The following is a 20,260-nucleotide window of genomic DNA, read 5'->3' on the forward strand; positions in this document are numbered from 1 at the left end:
CACCAAACTTAATTCAATAAAACTCAAATATAAAAACCAGATAAACAGGACTGTAAATAACAAAAATAATTAGTCCACAAAAAACAACAATAAAATTATTTAGGTTAATTTAGTCAAAATAAAATCATTAGCATCAAAATAATTTCAATGTTTGAATACGCAACTTGTGAACGGGGTGTAATTAAAATGTGTACAGCATCACTTTTAATTGCCTATTTATCATACTTCTGCATTAAGGTTTTTTGAGATGAATGGCTTTTCTTCAAACACTTGTTACGAACTTGTCTCTGAAGCGCTAGAGGATATCGAGGCTCTACATGAGGAGTTTCAAGGTATTGAAGAGGATGAACATGCCAGCCACCGCGTTGTTGACATTGCACGGCAGTTAGTCGCATTCAAATCAATCACGCCGGATGATGTTGGGTGCCAACTGTGGTTAGCACAAGAGCTGCGGACTTTGGGTTTTTCAATCAAGCACTTGCCTGTTCGTGATGTGAGTAACTTAGTAGCAAGTATAGGTAACAATAGTGACGCTAGGTTTGCTTTTCTTGGTCATACCGATGTAGTACCGGCCGGAAGTGCACAAGATTGGCAGTTTAACCCTTTTAAGCTGACAGAACACAATGGCTGTCTCTTCGCCAGAGGTATTGTTGATATGAAAGGCGCTATTGCCGCCTTTTTCTGTGCGATTGAGGCTTTAGTAACAGAATTTGGAGTACCGGAAAAAGAGCTTTGGTTGCTACTCACCAGCGACGAGGAAGGCGAAGCGGAACACGGAACCAAGCGGATCGCTCATTTTTTAAAACAGCAGCGTATTGCATTTGATTTTACCTTGGTCGGAGAGCCAAGCTCAGAAGCGCGAGTTGCAGACACACTGAAAGTCGGTCGTCGTGGTGCTTTGTCTTTTACCGTCAATTTACATGGTAAAAGTGGGCATGTGGCTTACCCTCAAAAAGCGACCAATGCCATCCATCTAGCACAAAATATTATGCAAGCACTATTGTCGATGGATTGGCCTAAGCACTGTGATGACTTTGACTCGACCACGCTGCAATTCACCCATGTAAATTCAGGAGATTTTGTTGACAACATCATTCCAAGCCAATGTCAGCTAAATTTTAATATCCGTTATACACCCGCATACGACGAATATGAATTGGTCGAGCTGGTAAGAGAGGCCATCGAAGAACATACGCTCAATTATGCATTAACGACCAGCAACCCCTGTCAACCCTATTACTGCGTAAATAATGATGAGATCCCTTCGCCATCCCTCGCTATCGTCTGCGATGAAATCAACAGCCAATGTCATTTCACACCAAAACTATCGACCGCAGGGGGAACTTCCGATGGCCGCTTTATTGCTGAGATATCGACCTCAGTACTAGAACTCGGACTGGTGAACAAAACCATTCATCAAATAGATGAACACACAACAACATCCGACTTAATCCAGCTTCAACAGCTTTACTACGGCATCTATAAACGCCTGCTCTACCCTACGCTTCATGTTCACTCAACCGCTCAAGATGAACTGCTGCAACTTCGCTAATTAATAGAAAATAGATAACTTCAAGGAATGCATTATGGCAATCGAAAATGAACGCTCTGTTCGCCCCGCAAACGACACGCTACCGATAGCAATTATTGGCATGGGTTGTCGTTTCCCAGGTCACGCGAATAGTCCTGAATTGTTTTGGGAAAATATTAAACATGGTGTCGATTGCATCATAGAAACCCCAGAATCGAGATGGAATATCGGTACTCATTATTCGTCTGTAAAAGCGAATAAAGGCAAGTTGAGCTCAAAATGGGGTGGCTATATCGATGATATCGATAAGTTTGATCCAGCATTTTTTGGGATCACGCCTCGTGAAGCCGAATTTATGGACCCTCAACAGCGTAAATTGCTAGAGGTAACTTGGGAAGCGTTGGAAGATGGTGGGCAAAAGCCATCTGAGCTCGCAGGTGAGTCGGTCGGTGTTTTTATGGGTGGGTTTACGCTTGATTATAAAATTATGCAATTCACTAACCCAGATTTTGATAACATTGATGCTCACACTGCGACGGGTGTCATGATGACGATGCTTTCTAATCGCATCTCTCATACTTTTGACTTTAATGGCCCCAGCATGTCAATCGATACTGCTTGTAGCTCCTCCATTGTCGCGTTAGATATGGCCTGTAAAAGTCTACAAACCGGGGCCAGTAATATGGCGCTCGCAGGTGGTGTGCTATTACATTTGGCACCACAATATACTGTATCCGAGTCTAAAGGCGGTTTCTTATCTCCGACTGGTTTTTCTCATGCTTTTGACGACTCCGCCAACGGCTATGTCCGTGCTGAAGGCGCTGGCGTCGTTGTGCTCAAGCGCTTAGATGATGCGATTAAGGATGGCGACCCAATTCATGCGGTGATCTTAGCCACCGGTGTAAATCAAGACGGTAAAACACAAGGGATCACGGTACCAAACGGCGATGCCCAATTGCGCTTGATGAAAGAAACCTATGCCAAAGCGAATATTGACCCCGGTAAAGTGCAGTACATTGAAATGCACGGCACAGGCACGCCTGTTGGCGACCCTATTGAAGCAAAGTCAGTTGGAACACTCCTTGGAATCAACCGTAATCAAGACGATAAATGCTACATTGGCTCAGTAAAAACCAATATTGGCCATACCGAGGCAGCCGCAGGCATGGCTGGTTTGTTCAAAGCGGTCAAAGCCATTCAAAACAAACAGATCCCACCGCATTTACACTTAAAATCAATTAATCCTAAGATTGATTACGCCAACGCGCCGTATGAGATCCCCACTAAACTTACACCTTGGCCTAAGCATGAAGGTTTAGCCGTTGCGGGGGTAAACTCCTTTGGTTTCGGTGGAACCAATTCCCACGCGGTTATTCAAGAATTTGTTGCGCCAGAAGTAACATCAATACCTCCAGCAAATGAGAATGGCCTAAAACTTTATCCATTGAGTGCAAGAGATCAACACGGGATTCATCGCTTTGCCAAAGCGCATAATGAATTTTTGCAAGACAGCGATGCATCACTCAATGATATTATCTACACATTGGGTGAGCGCCGTGAACACCATCAATATCGTCATGCAATTTGTTTCAAAAATGCAGAAGATCTGCAACAACAACTGCAAACATTAAGTCATGATGCTGAATTTGCTGCGGCCAGTACATTGCGCACACTAAAAAAAGATGAGCAAAAACTCGTGTGGGTTTTCACCGGCATGGGGCCGCAATGGTGGGCAATGGGCCGTGAGCTGTACCAATCAGAGCCAACTTTTAAAGCGATGATCGATGAGTGTGATAGCTATATGTCAGCGCTTACAGATTGGTCATTGGTTGATGAAATGCTTGCCGATGAATCAGCGTCAAACATGCAATACACTTGGCTTGTTCAAACGGCAAACTTTGCCGTGCAAGTCGCACTTGCAGCAATGTGGCGTCAGCACGGCATTTCCCCTGATGTCATCGTTGGCCACAGTACCGGTGAAGCGGCGGCATTTTATGAAGCTGGGGTCTACTCATTAAAAGATGCTTGCACCATCGTAGTCCATCGTAGCCGTTTACAACATCAATGCCGCAACACAGGTAAAATGATGGCGGTAGGACTTTCTGACAGTGATGTCACGCCTTATCTCAACGACCAAGTTGAAGTTGCAGCGGTAAACAGTCCAAACTCTGTCACCCTCGCAGGTGAAGAAAATGCATTACACAGTATTGAAGCACAACTGAGCGAAGCAGGTGTGTTTTGCAAGTTTCTCCGCGTTGAAGTGCCCTACCACAGCCAGTTTATGGAACCGATAAAGGCCGAATTGCTCGAGTGTTTAGCTGGTATTCAAGCTAACACCGCACATACTCCATTGTATTCAACGGTAACAGGAACACTTGCTGAGGGACCTGAGCTTGATGCTAACTATTGGTGGCTCAACGTCCGTCAAGCCGTGCGCTTTGTTGATGCCACCCGCGCAATATTACAACAAGGTTATCAAGCATTTTTGGAACTAGGTCCTCACCCTGTGCTTGGTGCATCTATTGCCGAAACCGCAGAAGAACAAAGTTGCTCAAGTGTTGTGGTCTCGAGTATGCGCCGTAAATCAGACGAACAACACACCTTTTACCACGCTGCAGCTCAACTATTTGGTTTAGGCTTTGAATTAAATTGGTCAGCCATAAACGGTCGAGGTAAGTTCACTACTTTGCCAACTTACCCGTTCTTGCAAGAGCGCTTTTGGACCGAGCCTGAGTACTTTAATCAAGTGCGTTTAGGGCAAAGTAACCATGCTTTCTTGGGCCGTAAACGCAGTGAAGCTGAACATGTTTGGAACGCTGTTACCGACACAAATCGCGATAGTTTTTTAAGCTGTCACCAAATCCAAGGGAATACCCTCTTCCCTGCTGCTGGCTTTATTGAAATGGCGTATGCTGCAGCCAAAGAGACTTGGGGCAATGGTAGCTATGCACTCGACCAGTTTGTCATCGATAAAGCGTTATTTTTGAATAATGAACATGCACCCAATGTGCAATTCATTTTGCACCATGATGAACCGAATTTTAAAGTGGTGAGCCTTGAAGATGGCAAGACGACCCGCCATGTTCAAGGGACAATCCGCCGAGTACAAAGCGCCAACCTTGCTGAGCCTATTGATCTCAATACTATTCGTAGTGCTGCCACCAGCGCACAGCAGCACGATGAGTTTTATGCACACCTGAAAGAGTTTGGTTACGAATATGGTCCATGTTTTAGAGCCATTGAACAGATCTGGGCAACAGACAACGGCGTGCTTGCCAAAATCTCTTGGCCTACTCAACTTGAGCGAACAACACAATTTACCCTACACCCAAGTCTACTAGATGCGTGCTTCCAGACGTTAGTATTTACAGAGCTTGCAAGTGCTAATGCTCAGCAATTTTCTATCCGCTTACCTGTGATGCTAGAGCAGATCTTACTTTGCGAGCAGAACAATACTGACTTTTGGTGTTATACCCAAATCACTCATCGTGACGACGAAAAAACGGTCGGTGATTTATACCTCTGTGATGAGTCTGGTCAAGTCTTTGGTGTTATCAAAAACTTTATTGCGCAAAGTGTTGACTCCGCTGCAAGTGGGATCACCACCAGAACCATAGATAGCTGGCTTTACCAAGTTAATTGGCTTGCAGAGCCAGAGCAGGAAATACAAGAAACCGACACATTGGGTCGTTGGGTGCTTCTCGCAGATCAATCAGGAACAGCTGAACAGGTAGCCGACCGTTTAGCAAAGCTTGGCCACTCTAGCTGTATCGTTAAATCTGGAGAATACTTTGATATCGACAGAGACCATTGTCATGCATGGCTAGTTCCCGATTCACGGGATCACCTGTCACAACTTATCGAGACTTTGGGCAAACAAGAAATTCGTGGCGTTGTGCATTGCTTTAGTCTAGATAACAGCGCGATAGAATCACTGACCCTTGCTCAGCTGCAAAGAGAAAAACGTCATTCGCTGCATTCATTGTTGACCCTGGCCAAAACCGTAGTGGAACAAGACTGTAAATTCCCGCTTTACGTGGTAACACGTAACGCTAGCCTCGTTAATAGCGAGCAACTTACCGCGGTGATGTCCGCTTCGTTAACTGGATTTAGCCGAGTGCTCGCACAGCAAGAATTGGTTGATAATTGGGGTGGCCTCATTGATGTTGATGGCCAAAATGATGCCGAACATATCACAGCCAGATTATTAAGTGACCGCCAAGAAGGGGAAGTTGCTTTTAGGGAAAATCAGGCCTATGTTGCTCGTTTAGAGCAGGCAACGTCACTTCAACCCGCCTTCCCAACTCGCGTGCAAAGCCATAAAGCACAATTGATCACGGGTGCATTTGGTTCAATCGGTCAGTTAGTTTGTCAGCTACTCGTCGATAGAGGTGCACGAAACCTCATTTTGCTTGGTAGGAGTCAATTACCTGAGCGTAAGAGTTGGTCAGAACTTACCTCAAGCGACCGTAACTATGAGCGCGTTCGGTTTATTCAACACCTTGAGAGTCAGGGCGTTAACGTCTCGTTATGGCAGACTGACTTAACTCGAGAGCGTGAACTTCAGGCAGCCCTTGAGTCTTATCATCTAAGTGCACAAGCACCAATCAACGGATTATTTTTCTGTGCTGGTATCGTCAATGACACTTTACTTGGCAATATGGATACCAGAGCATTTGACGGTGTATTTGACACCAAAGCGATTGGTGCGTTGATGCTTCACAAAGCCCTCAGTAAAGTTGACCTTGAGCATTTTGTACTCTTCTCCTCTGTCGCAGCTCAAGTCACTACCGCAGGGCAAACAAACTATGCTTCTGGCAATGCTTTCTTAGATGCCCTCGCCCACTACCGTCGCAATCAAGGTCTTCCGGCGCTAAGCATCAACTGGGGCCCTTGGGCTATTGGTATGATTGAAGAGTTGGGTCTCGCCGAACATTACAAGAACCAAAGGGGCATGAACTGCATCTCACCAAGTGCGGGGATGGCTGTGCTTGAACGTATTCTAGACCAAGAGCAACCTCAACTCTTAGTGTGTGACGCCGATTGGTCCAAAGTAACCAATTGGTATGCAGGAAAGCCGAGTTTATTTGGTCACTTGGCTACCCAAGAAAACGACAAGCAAAGCCACCAAGAGCAAGAGTTTGCTCCTTTATACCAGCAAACAGACAGCGCGCTTCGGTTACCGCTTGTTGCCGATCATCTCGCTAATGCTGTCAGCCAAGTATTACGCTGTAAACGAGAGCAAGTGGAATTAGATCTATCGCTCGGTAATCTCGGTATTGACTCTATTATGGCAACAGAGCTGAGAAATAAGATCACCACCCATTTTGGTGAAACCCTAACGATTGTACGCCTTCTAAGTGGTGCATCTATCAACGAATTAAGTATAGAGCTTAATGACAAACTCGTTGAGTCGCTTGGCTTTGAAGTCATAACCACAGAAACATCGCAGGTTCAGCCGGTTTCCGAGACCAAGGTTAACTCTATTATCGTATCTGATGCCAATGTGGAAGCTGAATTCCCACTTTCCTATGGACAAAAAGCGATTTGGTTTATCAATCAACTCAACCCAAGTAGCGCTTCCTACAATATCGGCGGCGCGATGCACATTCCTAGTGCCCTGAATATCGACGCGCTGAAAAAAGCCCTTAGTGCTGTAGTTGCTCGCCACCCAATGTTAAGAACAAACTTCTTCTTTAAAGATGGCGAACCCTATCAAAGAGTCTGGACTCATCGCGAGGATGCACTGCAAGTCATTGATGTACATGGTAAGTCTTGGGAAGATATTCAACCTATGATGATTGCAGACAATGAACAGCCTTTCGACCTTGAGCACGACCCGCTGTTTAGACTGTATTTGTATAAGCAGAATGATCAAAGCTACTACTTTGCAGTGACGATTTATCACATCATCTCAGATGCATGGTCAAATTACATGTTTATCGATGAAATGCAGTCACTGTATGCGCATTTTGCAAAAAGTGAACCGTTAGCACTCAGCGAGATAACGTCAAGCTATGAAAAATTTGTCGATTGGGAAACACGCTTTGTTCACTCTCCACGCGGCGCGGCAAACTATAAGTTTTGGCAGAATCACTTACCTGCTGAGATCCCCGTATTAGACCTTGCAACCGACAAACCTAGACCTGCGGTACTCACCAACGTTGGTGATTCATATCATTTTGAGTTGGATAAAGCCCTCACGTCTTCATTGAATACCCTTGCAAAGGCACAAGGGTCCACCATGTTCATGGCGTTGCTTAGCATCTATTACGCAGTCATGCATAAATATACTCAGCAGGATGAGATCATTATTGGCAGTCCCGTGGCCGGTCGTACAAATCCAGAGTTTTCAAACGTCTATGGTTACTTTGTCAATCCCCTACCGCTATGCGCAAGGTTTGATCCTGAAACGCACTTTACTTCGCTTTTAGCACAGGTGAAAGACATTACCCTCAATGCACTAGATCACCAAGAATATCCGTTTGCGCTGTTAGTGGATAAGCTTGGTATTGAACATGATGCCAGCCGCTCTACGGTATTTCAGATCATGTTTGTGATGCTCAATCACCGCGTTGAACAATCACATATGGATGAAAATAATGTCGCGTACTATAAGGGCTTTCCTATGCAATTCATGGAACTGCCTGAAGAAGAAGGTCAATTTGACATTACGCTTTCGACCTATGAAGAAAATGGCGTGTTCAAAGGCACATTAAAATATAATACCGACCTATTCGAAATCGAAACGATAGCGCAGCTAGCTCGGGACTATATCGCACTGACGCGAATGGTTGTTGACAGTCCAAATCGGCCACTTTCAGAGCTTACCTTAGCAAGTCCAGACGCAATAGATGCCTTGGCGACATTTGCTGAAAGTCAAAAAAACGCACCTTCATTACCGACTTTGGTCAGCCAAATAGAAAATGCGGCGCAACATAGCCCGAAGCTTCCTGCCCTTAGCATTGCCTGTGAAGCAAATGCTGGAGAACTTGCCGCTACTTTAAGCTATTGCGAACTGAACGGTCAGGCAAACCAGTTAGCGCGACTAATCAATTCACAGCTAGATGATCAAGCTAGTCAAACGATTGCCTTACATTTTGAAAAATCTATCGCATTAGTTGTTGCTTGTATCGCTACGTTAAAAGCAGGTCATCATTTTGTGGTAATTGACCCACAGCAACCCAATGAACGCAAGCAGCTGTTGCTTGAGCAAAGTCGCTGCGCGTTACTACTTTGCGAAGAAGCGCTAACATCAGATCACCCGACACTACTTTGGGAAAGCTTCCAAAGCCAACGAGATGAAATCAGCGAGCACAATTTGGCGTTAAATCATCAGCCAAATGACATCGCGTATATTGTCTTTACTTCCGGGTCTACGGGGACGCCAAAAGGTGTTCAGATTAGCCACCAAAACTGGGCTACGATCGCCGTGGACTGGTTAGCTCAATTTGATTTAGCACCCACCACTCATCATTTACAATTGGCCAGTCCAACCTTTGATGTATTTTGTGGCGATCTCGCGCGCGCATTTTACAATGCGAAGCACTTAGTGTTGTGTCCTAAAAATATGATGCTGAACATGCCGGTGTTGTATGACCTCATTGAGACACAGCAGATTGATACGATTGAGTTTGTGCCCTCTGTGGTTCGTAATCTCATCTTATTCGCAAAGCAAAGTCAGGTTGGTTTTACCAGCTTACGTCGAGTGATTGTTGGCTCTGAGCAGTGGCAAATCGCTGAATACCGTGCACTAAAAGGACTGCTATTGGAAGATGCAAGACTATTTAGCTCCTACGGCACATCTGAAGCAACCATAGACAGTAGTTTCTTTGAGGAATCAGAGCAGTACTTAGAAACCAGTACGACAGTGCCAATCGGCAAGCCTTTCAATGCAACGCAACTTATCTTGCTCGATAAGCAAAACCGATTGGTATCGAGTAACGCAGTCGGCGAAATTGCAATTGCAGGGCAAGGCGTAAGCCTTGGCTACCTCAATAATCCAGAGAAAAATGCCAGTCAATTTATTCAACTTCCCGTATCAGAAAATAGCACCATACGGGTGTATAAAACGGGTGATTTAGGTAAGTGGGACAAACACGGAAACCTACATATTCTGCAACGTATCGACAACCAAGTAAAAATACGAGGTCACCGCGTTGAGCTAGGAGAAATTGAGTCTAGCATCAACCAGATCCCAGGAATTAAGCGAAGCTATGTAAAAGGAATAGAAGTACATGGGCAAACCCAATTAATTGCCTACTTTGAGTCGGAGCTTGCGGTCGGTACTGAATTTGTCCTCGAACAGTTAGAGAACCAGCTACCAAGCTATATGGTACCTAGTAAGCTAGTTGCCATTGATCAATTTCCATTACTGAGTAACGGTAAAATCGATGCGGCGGCATTGCCACAGGTTGAAGTCGCTGAGTTGGTAAGAGCATTCGTAGCGCCTGCCACCTTATTTGAGCAGCAGCTCGCTGAGATTTGGTCCAATATGCTAGGGCAAAAATCCATTAGTCTTCATGATGACTTTTTTGCCCTCGGCGGTAACTCTTTATATTTGATTGAGCTAATGGTCAGGATCCAATCAGCCTTCAGCATCAAAATGGAAGTTAATCAGCTATTTAGATTTACAACCTTACATGGCATGGCGAGTGCAATTGAAGATGTAGTAACAGGAAAAGAAACGGGCGCGTCCCCTTACCTTATCTTCAATGCGGGTCAATCTAGTCGTTTATTTGCACTGCCGCCAGCGGGTGGTTACAGCATCGTCTACAAGGCATTTGCCGACGCATTGCCTAACACTGAAGTGATCTCTTTTAACTATCTCGAAAGTGACACTAAGGTTAGCGACTATGCCGACCAAATTATGCAAATTCAAGCTCATGGTCCCTATACCCTATTTGGATACTCCCTTGGCGGTAATTTAGCCTTTGAGATTGCTAAGGAGCTGGAAAGCCGAGGTCAACGTGTCGGGGATGTAGTGATCTTAGACTCATTCAGGATCACCGAAACAATCAAAATGCGGGAACAAGACTTCGCGCACTTTGAGCAAGAGTTAAAAGCACATTTCGCCCGCCACACCGGCTCAAATACGGTACACGAGCATACACTGGCACAAGCGAGAGACTATATCGATTGGTGTTATGAAGTGAAAAATCTAGGTCAGGTTCACGCAAAACTGCACTTTATCGTCGAGCAAAATGCACATGCAGAAGCTGCTCGTCTAACCAGTTGGGATGCAGCATCAGACGCCGAGGTCATTACCTATCAGGGAGTTGGTAAACATGAGGAAATGTTGATGCCAGATATGATGCAGGCAGGCAACGGCGCAATTATGCAAAGTATTCTGCAAGATACCCAAAGCCAAGCGAAAATAGCAACAAATGTGGAGTAACAGCTTGCCCCAAAGCCATCGCTTTGGGGCTTTCTAACGACTTTAAGGACAGAATTATGACCACACAAAGACAATCTATGATCATCATAGGTGCCGGCATGGGTGGACTCTCAACCGGTAGCTATGCACAAATGAACGGCTACAAGAGCGTGATCTTAGAACTGCACGATATTCCCGGCGGCTGCTGCACATCGTGGGAACGCAGAGATTATATTTTTGATTGGTGTATTAGCTGGCTTCTGGGCAGTGGCTCAGGCAACGGCATGAATCAAATCTGGCAAGAGTTAGGTGCGCTGGATGATAAAGAAATTAGAGACTTTGAAATCTTCAATTCAGTTATTGATGAAGAATTAGGAGAAGTACATTTCTACGCAGATCCAGATAAACTTGAAGCCCACCTCTTGAGCATTTCTCCCGCTGACAAGAAACTCATCAAACAATTTTGCGATGGCATTCGCGAATTCGTCAAAATGATAGACGCTTATCCTTTTCTGGTGCCAGTTGGCATTATGTCACGCTGGCAAAAGCTAAAAATGATGTGGCCGTTTATCAAAAAATTTAATTTAATCCGCAAATCCATGGCGACATTGATGTCGGACTTTGCCGCTAAGTTTTCACACCCGCTGCTGCAAAAGGCATTTAACGTTATCTTTTATGAGCAACATCCTAGTTTCCCGCTATTACCTTTCTACTTTAATTTGGCCTGCGCGGCGAAAAAAAATGCAGGTGTGCCCGAAGGTGGCTCGTTAGGTCTCGCACAATCGATGGAAGCAAGATATAAAAAGTTGGGGGGTGACATCATATACAACACCCGAGTACACAAGATCTTGGTCGAAGACAACAAAGCCATCGGTGTCGAGCTCAGCGATGGCCAAAAAATGTATGCTGATATCGTGATCTCAGCATGTGACGGTACGGATGTGGTAAAAAACATGCTTGATGGTCAGTATTCCAGCCCAGTGTTAGACAAGCTATACGACGAGTTAAGGGAGACCGATGGTCAAATGTTCCCAGGATACGTCTCTGTGTTTTTGGGGGTAAACAAAGACTATACCCATCAACCCCATTGCCGCACCCACTTGTTAGATCAACAAGATCTTGTCCACTGCCCTGGTATGACGCACCCGGGGATCAATGTGCAGGTGCGCAATGTACACTACCCGCATATCGCCCCAGAGGGCAAATCCGTGCTTTATATCACTTACTTCTCAACCTATGAGCCGTGGGCTGAATTAAATAATTTCCAAGAAACAACGGCGACTAAACGCCATCACACTAGAGTCAAGCGTAGCGTTCAATATCGCCTCGCTAAAAAAACCTTAGGTGAATTTATAATCGATAAGCTCTCCACTCATTTTGAGGGACTAAAAGAGCATATCGAATATATCGACATCGCGACCCCTTTGACCCAAGTTCGCTATACCCGCAACAGCAAAGGAACGGTATTGGCGTGGCAGCCATTTTTGGAAAGTGGTGAAAGTTTAGAAGACGAAATAAATGCCAACGGGACAACGGGACTGCCTGGCCTTAGTAACTTTTATATGGCTGGTCACTGGGTGACAACCGGCGGATTGATCCGTGCAGCAGCTACAGGCAGGCATGTTCTGCACTTTGTATGCCGTGATGATAACAAGCCGTTTCAGGCTTGGATCGGTGAAAACCCACTACACCAACCTCAATCTTATAGCGAACAAAAGCAGCATGTTGCTTAACCAAGAGAATTAAAAGGAAATATTATGAGTACTCGTATTGGCCTATTTTATGGCAGCACAACAGGTAACACTGAAGCCGCAGCAGAATTAATAAAAGCAAACCTAAACCAGTTTACCATTGACCTCTTTGATATAGCAGACACCGAATTAACCTTAACCGAGAATTATGAGTTTTTGATTTTTGGTATTTCAACGTGGGAATACGGTGGTTTACAGGATGATTGGGAGTCACGTTGGGAAAGCCTAACACAGCAAGATTTCAGCGGAAAAATCGTGGCCATCTTCGGTCAGGGCGATCAAGTTGGTTATGACGAGTGGTTTCAAGACGGTATCGGCATCTTACACGATAAACTAACCGAACAAGGCGCCACAGCAATTGGTTACTGGCCAAATTCAGGTTACCACTTCACCAAATCGAAAGGGCTAAATGAAGACGGCAGCGAGTTTCTCGGCTTGTCGCTTGATGATGATAACCAACCAGAACTCACCGAGCAGCGCATCAACGACTGGTGCCAAGAGATTGCCGCCGTGCTTCAAGAACTTACCTGCGAAACAGCTTAAGACCATCAAGATAACTATTCGGCGATGCTTAGCTGTATTACATGCACGCCGAATATGACAAGGAATAACAATGTCAAAAAATACAAAATCAGTCATTATTATCGGAGCTGGTATGTCAGGTCTAAGCACCGCAGCATACAGCCAGATGAATGGTTACGAAACGACAATATTTGAGCTACATGAAACTCCCGGAGGATGCTGTACTTCTTGGCAGCGAAAGGACTTTACTTTTGATTGGTGCTTGAGTTGGTTAAAAGGTACAGGACACAAAGATGAGATGTCATTAATTTGGAATGAACTTGGTTGCCTCGATGACGTTTCAATCTACCATATTAAAACATTCAACACCGTAATTTTTCCAGATGGACAAAAAGTTACCTTCCACGCAGATCCCGATAAGCTCGAGTTAAGTTTAATCAAACAATTTCCTGAAGATACCAAGCATATTAAAGAGTTTTGCGGCTATATTAGAAAACTAGCTGGTTGTAGTCCCCACTTTCCATTTCTAAAAAATACTGGACTCATGACATGGTGGGAAAAAGCTAAAATGATGTGGAAGTTGCTTCCCTACATGAAAACATTGATGAACACAATGTCTATCAGTATAGAAGACTACTCAAAACGCTTTAATAATCCTATTTTAGCTGAATCTCTTAACTGGATAATTTATGACAGACTTGGGAATTTTCCAGTTATGCCCTTCGCTTTTAATATTGCTAATGCCGCGGATAAAACGATAGGAGTTCCGGATGTCGGCTCATTAGGATTGGCTAAAAAGTTGGCTAGCAGAGTGAAAAAACTAGGTGGAAAAATCCACTATAAAGCGAAAGTCGACCAAATTTTGGTTGAGAACAATAAAGCTATTGGGATCCGACTAAGCAACGGACAAGAACACTTTGCAGATTACGTGATCAGCGCAAGCGATAGTTACAACACAACACAACACTTATTAAAGGGTGCCTACCCTCACCCTGTAATGGATAAAATGTATAGCCATTTGCATAACGATCCAAAGGGCATCATTTTTCCTAGCTTAGTTGCCGTATTTATTGCCGTTAATAAGGATTACACTGATCATGATCCTTATTCAACCTATCTAATAGACGATAAACTGAAATCAGAGTTGATAGGTATTAACCACGGCGGAATAGCTGTACAAGTTAGAAGCACTCTATTACCAAAGCAGGCTCCTGAAGGTAAGTCAGTGCTCTACATTACTTACCTTACTGACAGTCAACCATGGCAAAATTTAAACGCAAACAGTGTTCAATCCGAACATATCAGTATTGGACGAAATAGTCACACCCGTCGAAGACGCTCTGTAGAATATAAAGTCGCCAAGAAAGATGTTGGCTCTAAGATACTACAATTTCTTTCTCAGCACTTTGAGGAATTAGAGAACAACGTTGAGTTTATAGATGTTGTCACACCGCTTACTTGTGAACGATATACCAAAAACTACAATGGCACAGTATTAGGTTGGGACCCATTCTCTCCTTACTCAGAAGAGTTTGAAAAATACATCAACAGACATGGGCCCACTTTACCTCACTTGGATAATTTCTATTTTTCGGGTCACTGGGGAACATCAAATGGTGTAGCTCAGGCCGTGGCTAGCGGCAGACATATAGCCCAATATCTTTGTCTACAAGATAGCAAACGGTTTCGAGTTACGCCTTTTTTAAGCAATGCCAACACTGCGACGCAACCAAAAGAGAATGAACAATATGCATAACTTAGCTACAAAAAATAGGGCCGCTAAAGCTATGAGTATACTCTGCTACCCAGTCATTTTCTTAATAGTTAGTGCAATTAGTTTGCTTGCGATTACAGAAAAACTAGAACTTGGTATCACTACTTTTTTCACCGTTTTATTCGTTATTTTTTACTTCGTTGTGATGGAAAGAATAAATCCTTTTCGGCATAGCTGGCATCCAAGCAAAAAGGAATGGCAAAGAGATGGACGTTATTTCATTTTAGTGATGATTTATGGCGCGATTGGCGCGGGCATCATTCGCACCATCTCCATTTATTTGGCACCTCAGGAAAATGCACTAACACTGTCACAAAATGTGTTTCTAGCAATTCTCGTTAGTTCATTTACGGGATATTGGCTTCATAGATTGCAGCACAAGTACCTATCTTTGTGGAGCTTTCATGGTATTCACCATACTCCGAACAAGGTAACAACAAGTAATAATGTTGTTGTACATCTATTTGAAGTAATTATAAGCGCAGTTACGATTCAACTTATCTTTCTATTATTAGGCTTTTCTGCCGAAAGCGTATTTATTGCCGGTCAATTTACGGTATTGCAAGGGTACTTCATACACGCCAATATCAATGTCAAAATGGGATGGCTAAATCATCTTATTGCAACCCCCGAGTTGCACCGGTTTCACCACAGTACCAACTTACAAGAAGCAGGAAACTACGGCTCTGAACTAAGTATTTGGGATAAAGCCTTTAACAGTTTCCAGTACCACCCCGAGCGCTCACCTCAGGAAATTGGTGTTACTAAACCAAATTTATTCCCTGCCCCTTCGGCCATTGGACTTGGTATTTTGCACCCTTTTAAGTGGTTTATAAGTTCAAAAGGCAAACGTCCAAATTACAGCAATATTGATAAACGCACGGCAAATAGGCCGAAAAAAGTGCCATCAACAACCCATGATATTGGATGATAGTGTGAAAGATTTAACTCAAGGCTCAATTCCAAAACATATCATATCAATAGCCTTGCCATTGGCTATCGGTATGCTTGTCCATACACTTTATATGTTTACCGACCTCTATTTTGTATCTCAGCTAGGTGATGCAGAAACGACGGCACTCAGCTTAGTTGGCAATGTACTCTTTTTTATTTTTGCGATTAGCCAGATTTTAAACGTTGGAACCGCTACATTAATTGCGAACTCCGTGGGCAAGAAAAACCAAGCTGAATCAAACTCAATCTTCAATCAAGCGATTTTATTGTCCTGCATATTAGGATTGGTGGTGCTATCTTTTGGGCTATTTGTAATCCAATTTTACCTTCAACATACCACTACAGACTTGGCAGTTCGAGAAGCGGCTATGATTTACACTAAATGGTTTATTCCTTGTCTCGCAATGCAATTTTTATTTATTACTTTGGGAGCAGCGATGCGAGGTATAGGAATAGTTAAACCTATGATGTTTGCTCAGCTCGGATCTCTCCTTCTCAATATCTTGCTATCCCCTTTACTTATAACCGGTTGGGGCTCCATCCCTTACATGGGGATCTCGGGGGCTGGACTTGCAAGTTCAATTTCCATGATATTAGCTATTGTCGTTACCCTTTTATATTTCAGAAAAGCAGATGGTTATCTAAGAATTGATCTAAAAGCATGGAAAATTGATCATTCCACCATCAAAAAACTACTCGTTATCGGCGGACCCGTTGGGCTCGAGTTAACGCTAACCTTTTGCTACATTTCGCTGACGTTTTGGGCAATCAAAGATCTCTCAACGGATGTCCAAGCAGCACTCAGTATCGGTTCAAAGATAATTCAAGGACTTTCTCTACCCATGATGGCTGTTGTCTTTTCGCTTCCTGCAGTTGCAGGGCAAAACTTTGGTGCAAATAACTTAGCACGATTTAGATATGCTTTTTTTTGGGTAATGTGCTGTGTGTCAATCATTATGTTGCTCATGTCTGTTATCGCAATAAACTGCGGCCACCTGCTTGCCACTCCTTTCTCAAATGATGCAAATGTCATCGAACAAACGCAGTACTTTTTGGAGATTGTTGCATTTAACTTCATCGCCACAGGTATCGTTTATAGTTGCTCGGGAATATTTCAGGCTACAGGTAATACTTTCCCCTCTCTTATAAGCAATGCTTCCAGACTATTCACTTTTGTTTTACCTGTTATCTGGCTCGTACTTACACAACGAGTTTCCGTAGAGTTACTATGGCATCTGTCTGTGATAACTGTGGTTATTCAAGCGGCTTTAAGCTTGTATTTAGCTAGAAATCATTTAGGGCTCATTGCTAGCAAAATAAGTGCTACCGATTACTCCGTGAAGGAGGTATCGTGATTACCCATAAAATAGAAGAGCGCATAAACCACCAGCTTTCTACTTCTAAATGGTTTTCCTTACTCAATAAGCCTAACACCATTCGCAAACAACTCATTTGCTTTCCTTTTGCTGGCGCAGATGCAGCTGTTTACCAAAACTGGGTAGGAAAACTGCCAGAAGATGTCGCTTTATATGCTCTCCAAGCACCCGGGCGAAAGGAGCGAAGTCATGAAGCTGCCATTGATAATATTCATACCTTGGTCGAAGCAATAGCACCTATTTTGAGCGAGGCAACACCACTACCCAGCGTTTTTTACGGTCATAGCAATGGCGCTTATATTGCGTATGAGCTTGCTTTAGCACTTCAACATAGCGGTTGTAATATCGTTAAACACCTGTTTATTGCAGCTAGGAAGGCACCGCAATATGCAATAAGAAAGTCCCCCTACCATACTCTTGACGATAAGAAGTTCATTGCGGCGGTAAATTTAATGGGCGGATTACCACCGGCTTTGCTCAACGATATCGAGCTGCAACAACTGATGCTGCCAACGTTAAAAGCAGACTTTAAGCTGGGAGAGACCTATCAATACGAGTCGGCTTGTAAACTCGACGTCCCTGCAACCGTGTTATATGGTACTCGGGATAAAGCAGCAACAGGGGCGGATATGCACCATTGGGAAACTTGCTTTAAACAAGGTATCACGCCTAAAGCGATACCCGGTCGGCACTTTTTTATGCAGGATTCCTCGGCTTTGGTGCTAAAAGAGATCAACGCGGTGTTGGAAACACTGAGCCCCTTATAGTTGGGGCTCTTTGGTTACTTCAATTTGCCTAATGGCCAATCCTTGAATTTCTATTACTTTGAACTTAAAACCATCCACTTCTAACGACTCTCCTTCGGCAGGAAAATGCTTTAACCTGTGGATCACAAAACCGGCTAGGGTTTCTATGGCTTCAATCGGTTCAAACTCGTACTCAATCACCGAAGCTTGAAAGTCCTTAATCGACATATCACCCTGCACTAGCCATCGGGTGTTATCCTTTTGTCGAAATTGGGCTTCTATTGCTTGGTCGTCTTTCAGTGCAATTAAATTCAAGATGCTGGATAAGGTTACCATCCCAACCACAGTTGAGAATTCATTGATCACCACCGCACAGTTGCTTTCATGACTTTTCAGCCCATCTAGCGCATCGGAAAGACTTAGGGTATCAAGTAAAATGACCGGCTTATGGAATTCTTGTTGTTGACCATCCAGTAACGGCTTTTTAGCCAAAATATTGCTTAGCAGTTGTTTGGCTTCAGGTGCAGCTATCACTTTGTCGAGCGAGCCGTCACACAGCAGATATTGTTGAAAACTGTGCGCTTGAATTAACGTGCTCAGGTTTTCTTCTGATTCTTGAATGTCTAACCACACGATTGCATCGCGGTTGATCATCGCTTGGGTAATATTAGTCTGGTTAAGGTCGAGCACATTGCCAATGATATTGTACTCATGCTCGCACAGTTCCCCCTGCTCAGCACTTTGATCAACCACCGCATAAATATCATCACGCGTGACTTGTTCGTCACGCTCATTTGGTAAATTGAATAGCTTTATAATCCAATCAGCGAACACGTTAAATAGCCAGATAATTGGCTTAAAAATCCATACACTGGCAAGCATAAGATGGATAAATCGCATCGCGATAGTTTCTGGAATGACCATGGCTATTCGTTTTGGCAATAAATCAGCAAACAATACAAATAACGATGTGATCAGTAAAAACGACACCACTGTGGATATTTGCAATAACATCGAGGCATGAGCCGCAACATCAGCAAACATAAAACTTGCAACCCAGTTTAGTAGTTGCAATACATAAGGGGTAAACACCGACTCACCTATCATACCCGCAACAATTGCCAAGGCATTGAGTACCACCTGTACCGCAGCAAAAAACTGATGCGCATTGGCTTGCAAATATAATACTTTCTTGGCTCTTATGTCACCAAGATCAAATAAGGTTTGTAATTTAACTTTGCGTGCCGCTGCCAATGATATTTCACACAGCGCGAAAACTGCACTCAAGCTAATGAGTAACAACACCCAAAAAAAGTCCACAGATACACCTAAAAAAGAAAGCGAGAATTCGACGCGATGTATACGCCTATTTTATGACTTTAGCAATGTAATTCGCGTCAAATAATTAAATTTTTGTTGCCAATCTAGTACCGATTATCGTACTGTTCGCGACGAATAAAAAATGCGTCAAGGAAGGAAAATGACAAAAATGATACACACCCTCAAATTAGCCCTACTCACAACGATATTGCTCTGCTTTTCAACAGCATGTTCAACCTATCATGAGATCACTAAAACCACGTCTTATCAAGATGAAATCTCGACCTTTTTAAAAACTGAAGACGGTAAACATCTCATCTTTGTTGGAAAAGAGCATCATTACATACTGCGTACTGATCCCACCTTAGCCAAGCTACTCGATAGCCCGTTTTTGGCATTTATCTCTCTTGAAAGAAATGACTTTCACATCAGTTCAATGCGAAGCGTAGAAGGAAAGGTTGATATTCTATTAAGTCCTAATACACCGAACGAGATAAAAACAAAAGCCCAAGACTATGGTTTTAAGTCTGGTCGTGTTTCTGTCAAACTTGTTGGTGATAGATATGATAATCGGGACCTGAACTTTGCTCACTTCAAACAATTTGAGCACCCACTCGTAATCCACTTTAGCGTTGCACAAAGTTTTTCAGAAAAGGCATCAGCAGCGATTACGACACCACTAAGAGATATCGCAGAAGGCGCTATTTTCTTATTAGCTGTCCCTGTCATTGCAATATTATGCATGGGTGAAAAAAGGTGCTTACACTAAACACTTTACGAAGGCTAAATTCAGCCTTCACATTATCTTTTCGCTGAATACCCTAACTAAATCATCAATATCTTTGGCAAAGTACAAAAATGTAGTGCCATAAAAAACCACTCTGAAAGATATTTCCATGATAATAATTCA

Annotated in this window: 10 protein-coding genes; 9 read left to right on the top strand and 1 reads right to left on the bottom strand. The window is 43.6% G+C overall.

Annotated features, from left to right (window positions below; translation table 11 throughout):
- Positions 1–247: 247 nt before the first annotated feature.
- The 8 genes from dapE to A587_RS0110260 all read left to right on the top strand — a co-directional run bounded on the left by dapE (position 248) and on the right by A587_RS0110260 (position 18,051).
- Complete coding sequence (gene dapE / locus A587_RS0110225; protein ID WP_017217500.1) at positions 248–1,552, top strand: succinyl-diaminopimelate desuccinylase; 1,305 nt, start codon at positions 248–250, stop codon at positions 1,550–1,552.
- Between the two features lie 34 nt (positions 1,553–1,586).
- Positions 1,587–10,928 (top strand): hybrid non-ribosomal peptide synthetase/type I polyketide synthase, encoded by a 9,342-nt coding sequence (locus A587_RS0110230; RefSeq protein ID WP_017217501.1) that lies wholly within the window; start codon positions 1,587–1,589, stop codon positions 10,926–10,928.
- 56 nt (positions 10,929–10,984) lie between these two features.
- Complete coding sequence (locus A587_RS0110235; protein ID WP_017217502.1) at positions 10,985–12,640, top strand: phytoene desaturase family protein; 1,656 nt, start codon at positions 10,985–10,987, stop codon at positions 12,638–12,640.
- A 24-nt stretch (positions 12,641–12,664) separates the two neighbouring features.
- Positions 12,665–13,201: a flavodoxin FldB gene (gene fldB / locus A587_RS0110240; RefSeq protein WP_017217503.1), complete on the top strand. Its 537-nt coding sequence runs from the start codon at positions 12,665–12,667 to the stop codon at positions 13,199–13,201.
- Between the two features lie 70 nt (positions 13,202–13,271).
- Positions 13,272–14,936 carry a phytoene desaturase family protein gene (locus tag A587_RS0110245; protein ID WP_017217504.1) on the top strand — a complete coding sequence of 555 codons (1,665 nt, stop codon included), beginning with the start codon at positions 13,272–13,274 and terminating at the stop codon, positions 14,934–14,936.
- Complete coding sequence (locus A587_RS0110250; protein WP_017217505.1) at positions 14,929–15,885, top strand: sterol desaturase family protein; 957 nt, start codon at positions 14,929–14,931, stop codon at positions 15,883–15,885. The genes A587_RS0110245 and A587_RS0110250 overlap by 8 nt, the downstream gene beginning before the upstream one ends.
- A gap of 4 nt (positions 15,886–15,889) precedes the next feature.
- A complete protein-coding gene (locus A587_RS0110255; RefSeq protein ID WP_232288048.1) occupies positions 15,890–17,263 on the top strand; it encodes an MATE family efflux transporter in 1,374 nt (457 codons plus the stop codon).
- Positions 17,260–18,051: a thioesterase II family protein gene (locus A587_RS0110260; protein WP_017217507.1), complete on the top strand. Its 792-nt coding sequence runs from the start codon at positions 17,260–17,262 to the stop codon at positions 18,049–18,051. Before A587_RS0110255 ends, A587_RS0110260 begins: the two co-directional genes overlap by 4 nt.
- On the opposite strand, the gene A587_RS0110265 is transcribed toward A587_RS0110260, so the two are convergent.
- Complete coding sequence (locus A587_RS0110265) at positions 18,046–19,350, bottom strand: hemolysin family protein (RefSeq protein ID WP_017217508.1); 1,305 nt, start codon at positions 19,348–19,350, stop codon at positions 18,046–18,048. The genes A587_RS0110260 and A587_RS0110265 overlap by 6 nt on opposite strands.
- A 160-nt stretch (positions 19,351–19,510) precedes the next feature.
- Here A587_RS0110265 and A587_RS0110270 point away from each other — a divergent pair, with 160 nt between their 5' ends.
- Positions 19,511–20,119 carry a hypothetical protein gene (locus tag A587_RS0110270; protein ID WP_017217509.1) on the top strand — a complete coding sequence of 203 codons (609 nt, stop codon included), beginning with the start codon at positions 19,511–19,513 and terminating at the stop codon, positions 20,117–20,119.
- The last annotated feature ends 141 nt before the right edge of the window (positions 20,120–20,260 follow it).

Source organism: Pseudoalteromonas sp. NJ631 (genome assembly GCF_000276645.1).
Classification (GTDB): domain Bacteria; phylum Pseudomonadota; class Gammaproteobacteria; order Enterobacterales; family Alteromonadaceae; genus Pseudoalteromonas; species Pseudoalteromonas piscicida.

Coding starts and splice junctions, on each gene's coding strand:
- A587_RS0110235 (WP_017217502.1), top strand. CDS start 10,985: ATGACCACACAAAGACAATCTATGATCATCATAGGTGCCGGCATGGGT.
- fldB (WP_017217503.1), top strand. CDS start 12,665: ATGAGTACTCGTATTGGCCTATTTTATGGCAGCACAACAGGTAACACT.
- dapE (WP_017217500.1), top strand. CDS start 248: ATGAATGGCTTTTCTTCAAACACTTGTTACGAACTTGTCTCTGAAGCG.
- A587_RS0110250 (WP_017217505.1), top strand. CDS start 14,929: ATGCATAACTTAGCTACAAAAAATAGGGCCGCTAAAGCTATGAGTATA.
- A587_RS0110270 (WP_017217509.1), top strand. CDS start 19,511: ATGACAAAAATGATACACACCCTCAAATTAGCCCTACTCACAACGATA.
- A587_RS0110230 (WP_017217501.1), top strand. CDS start 1,587: ATGGCAATCGAAAATGAACGCTCTGTTCGCCCCGCAAACGACACGCTA.
- A587_RS0110245 (WP_017217504.1), top strand. CDS start 13,272: ATGTCAAAAAATACAAAATCAGTCATTATTATCGGAGCTGGTATGTCA.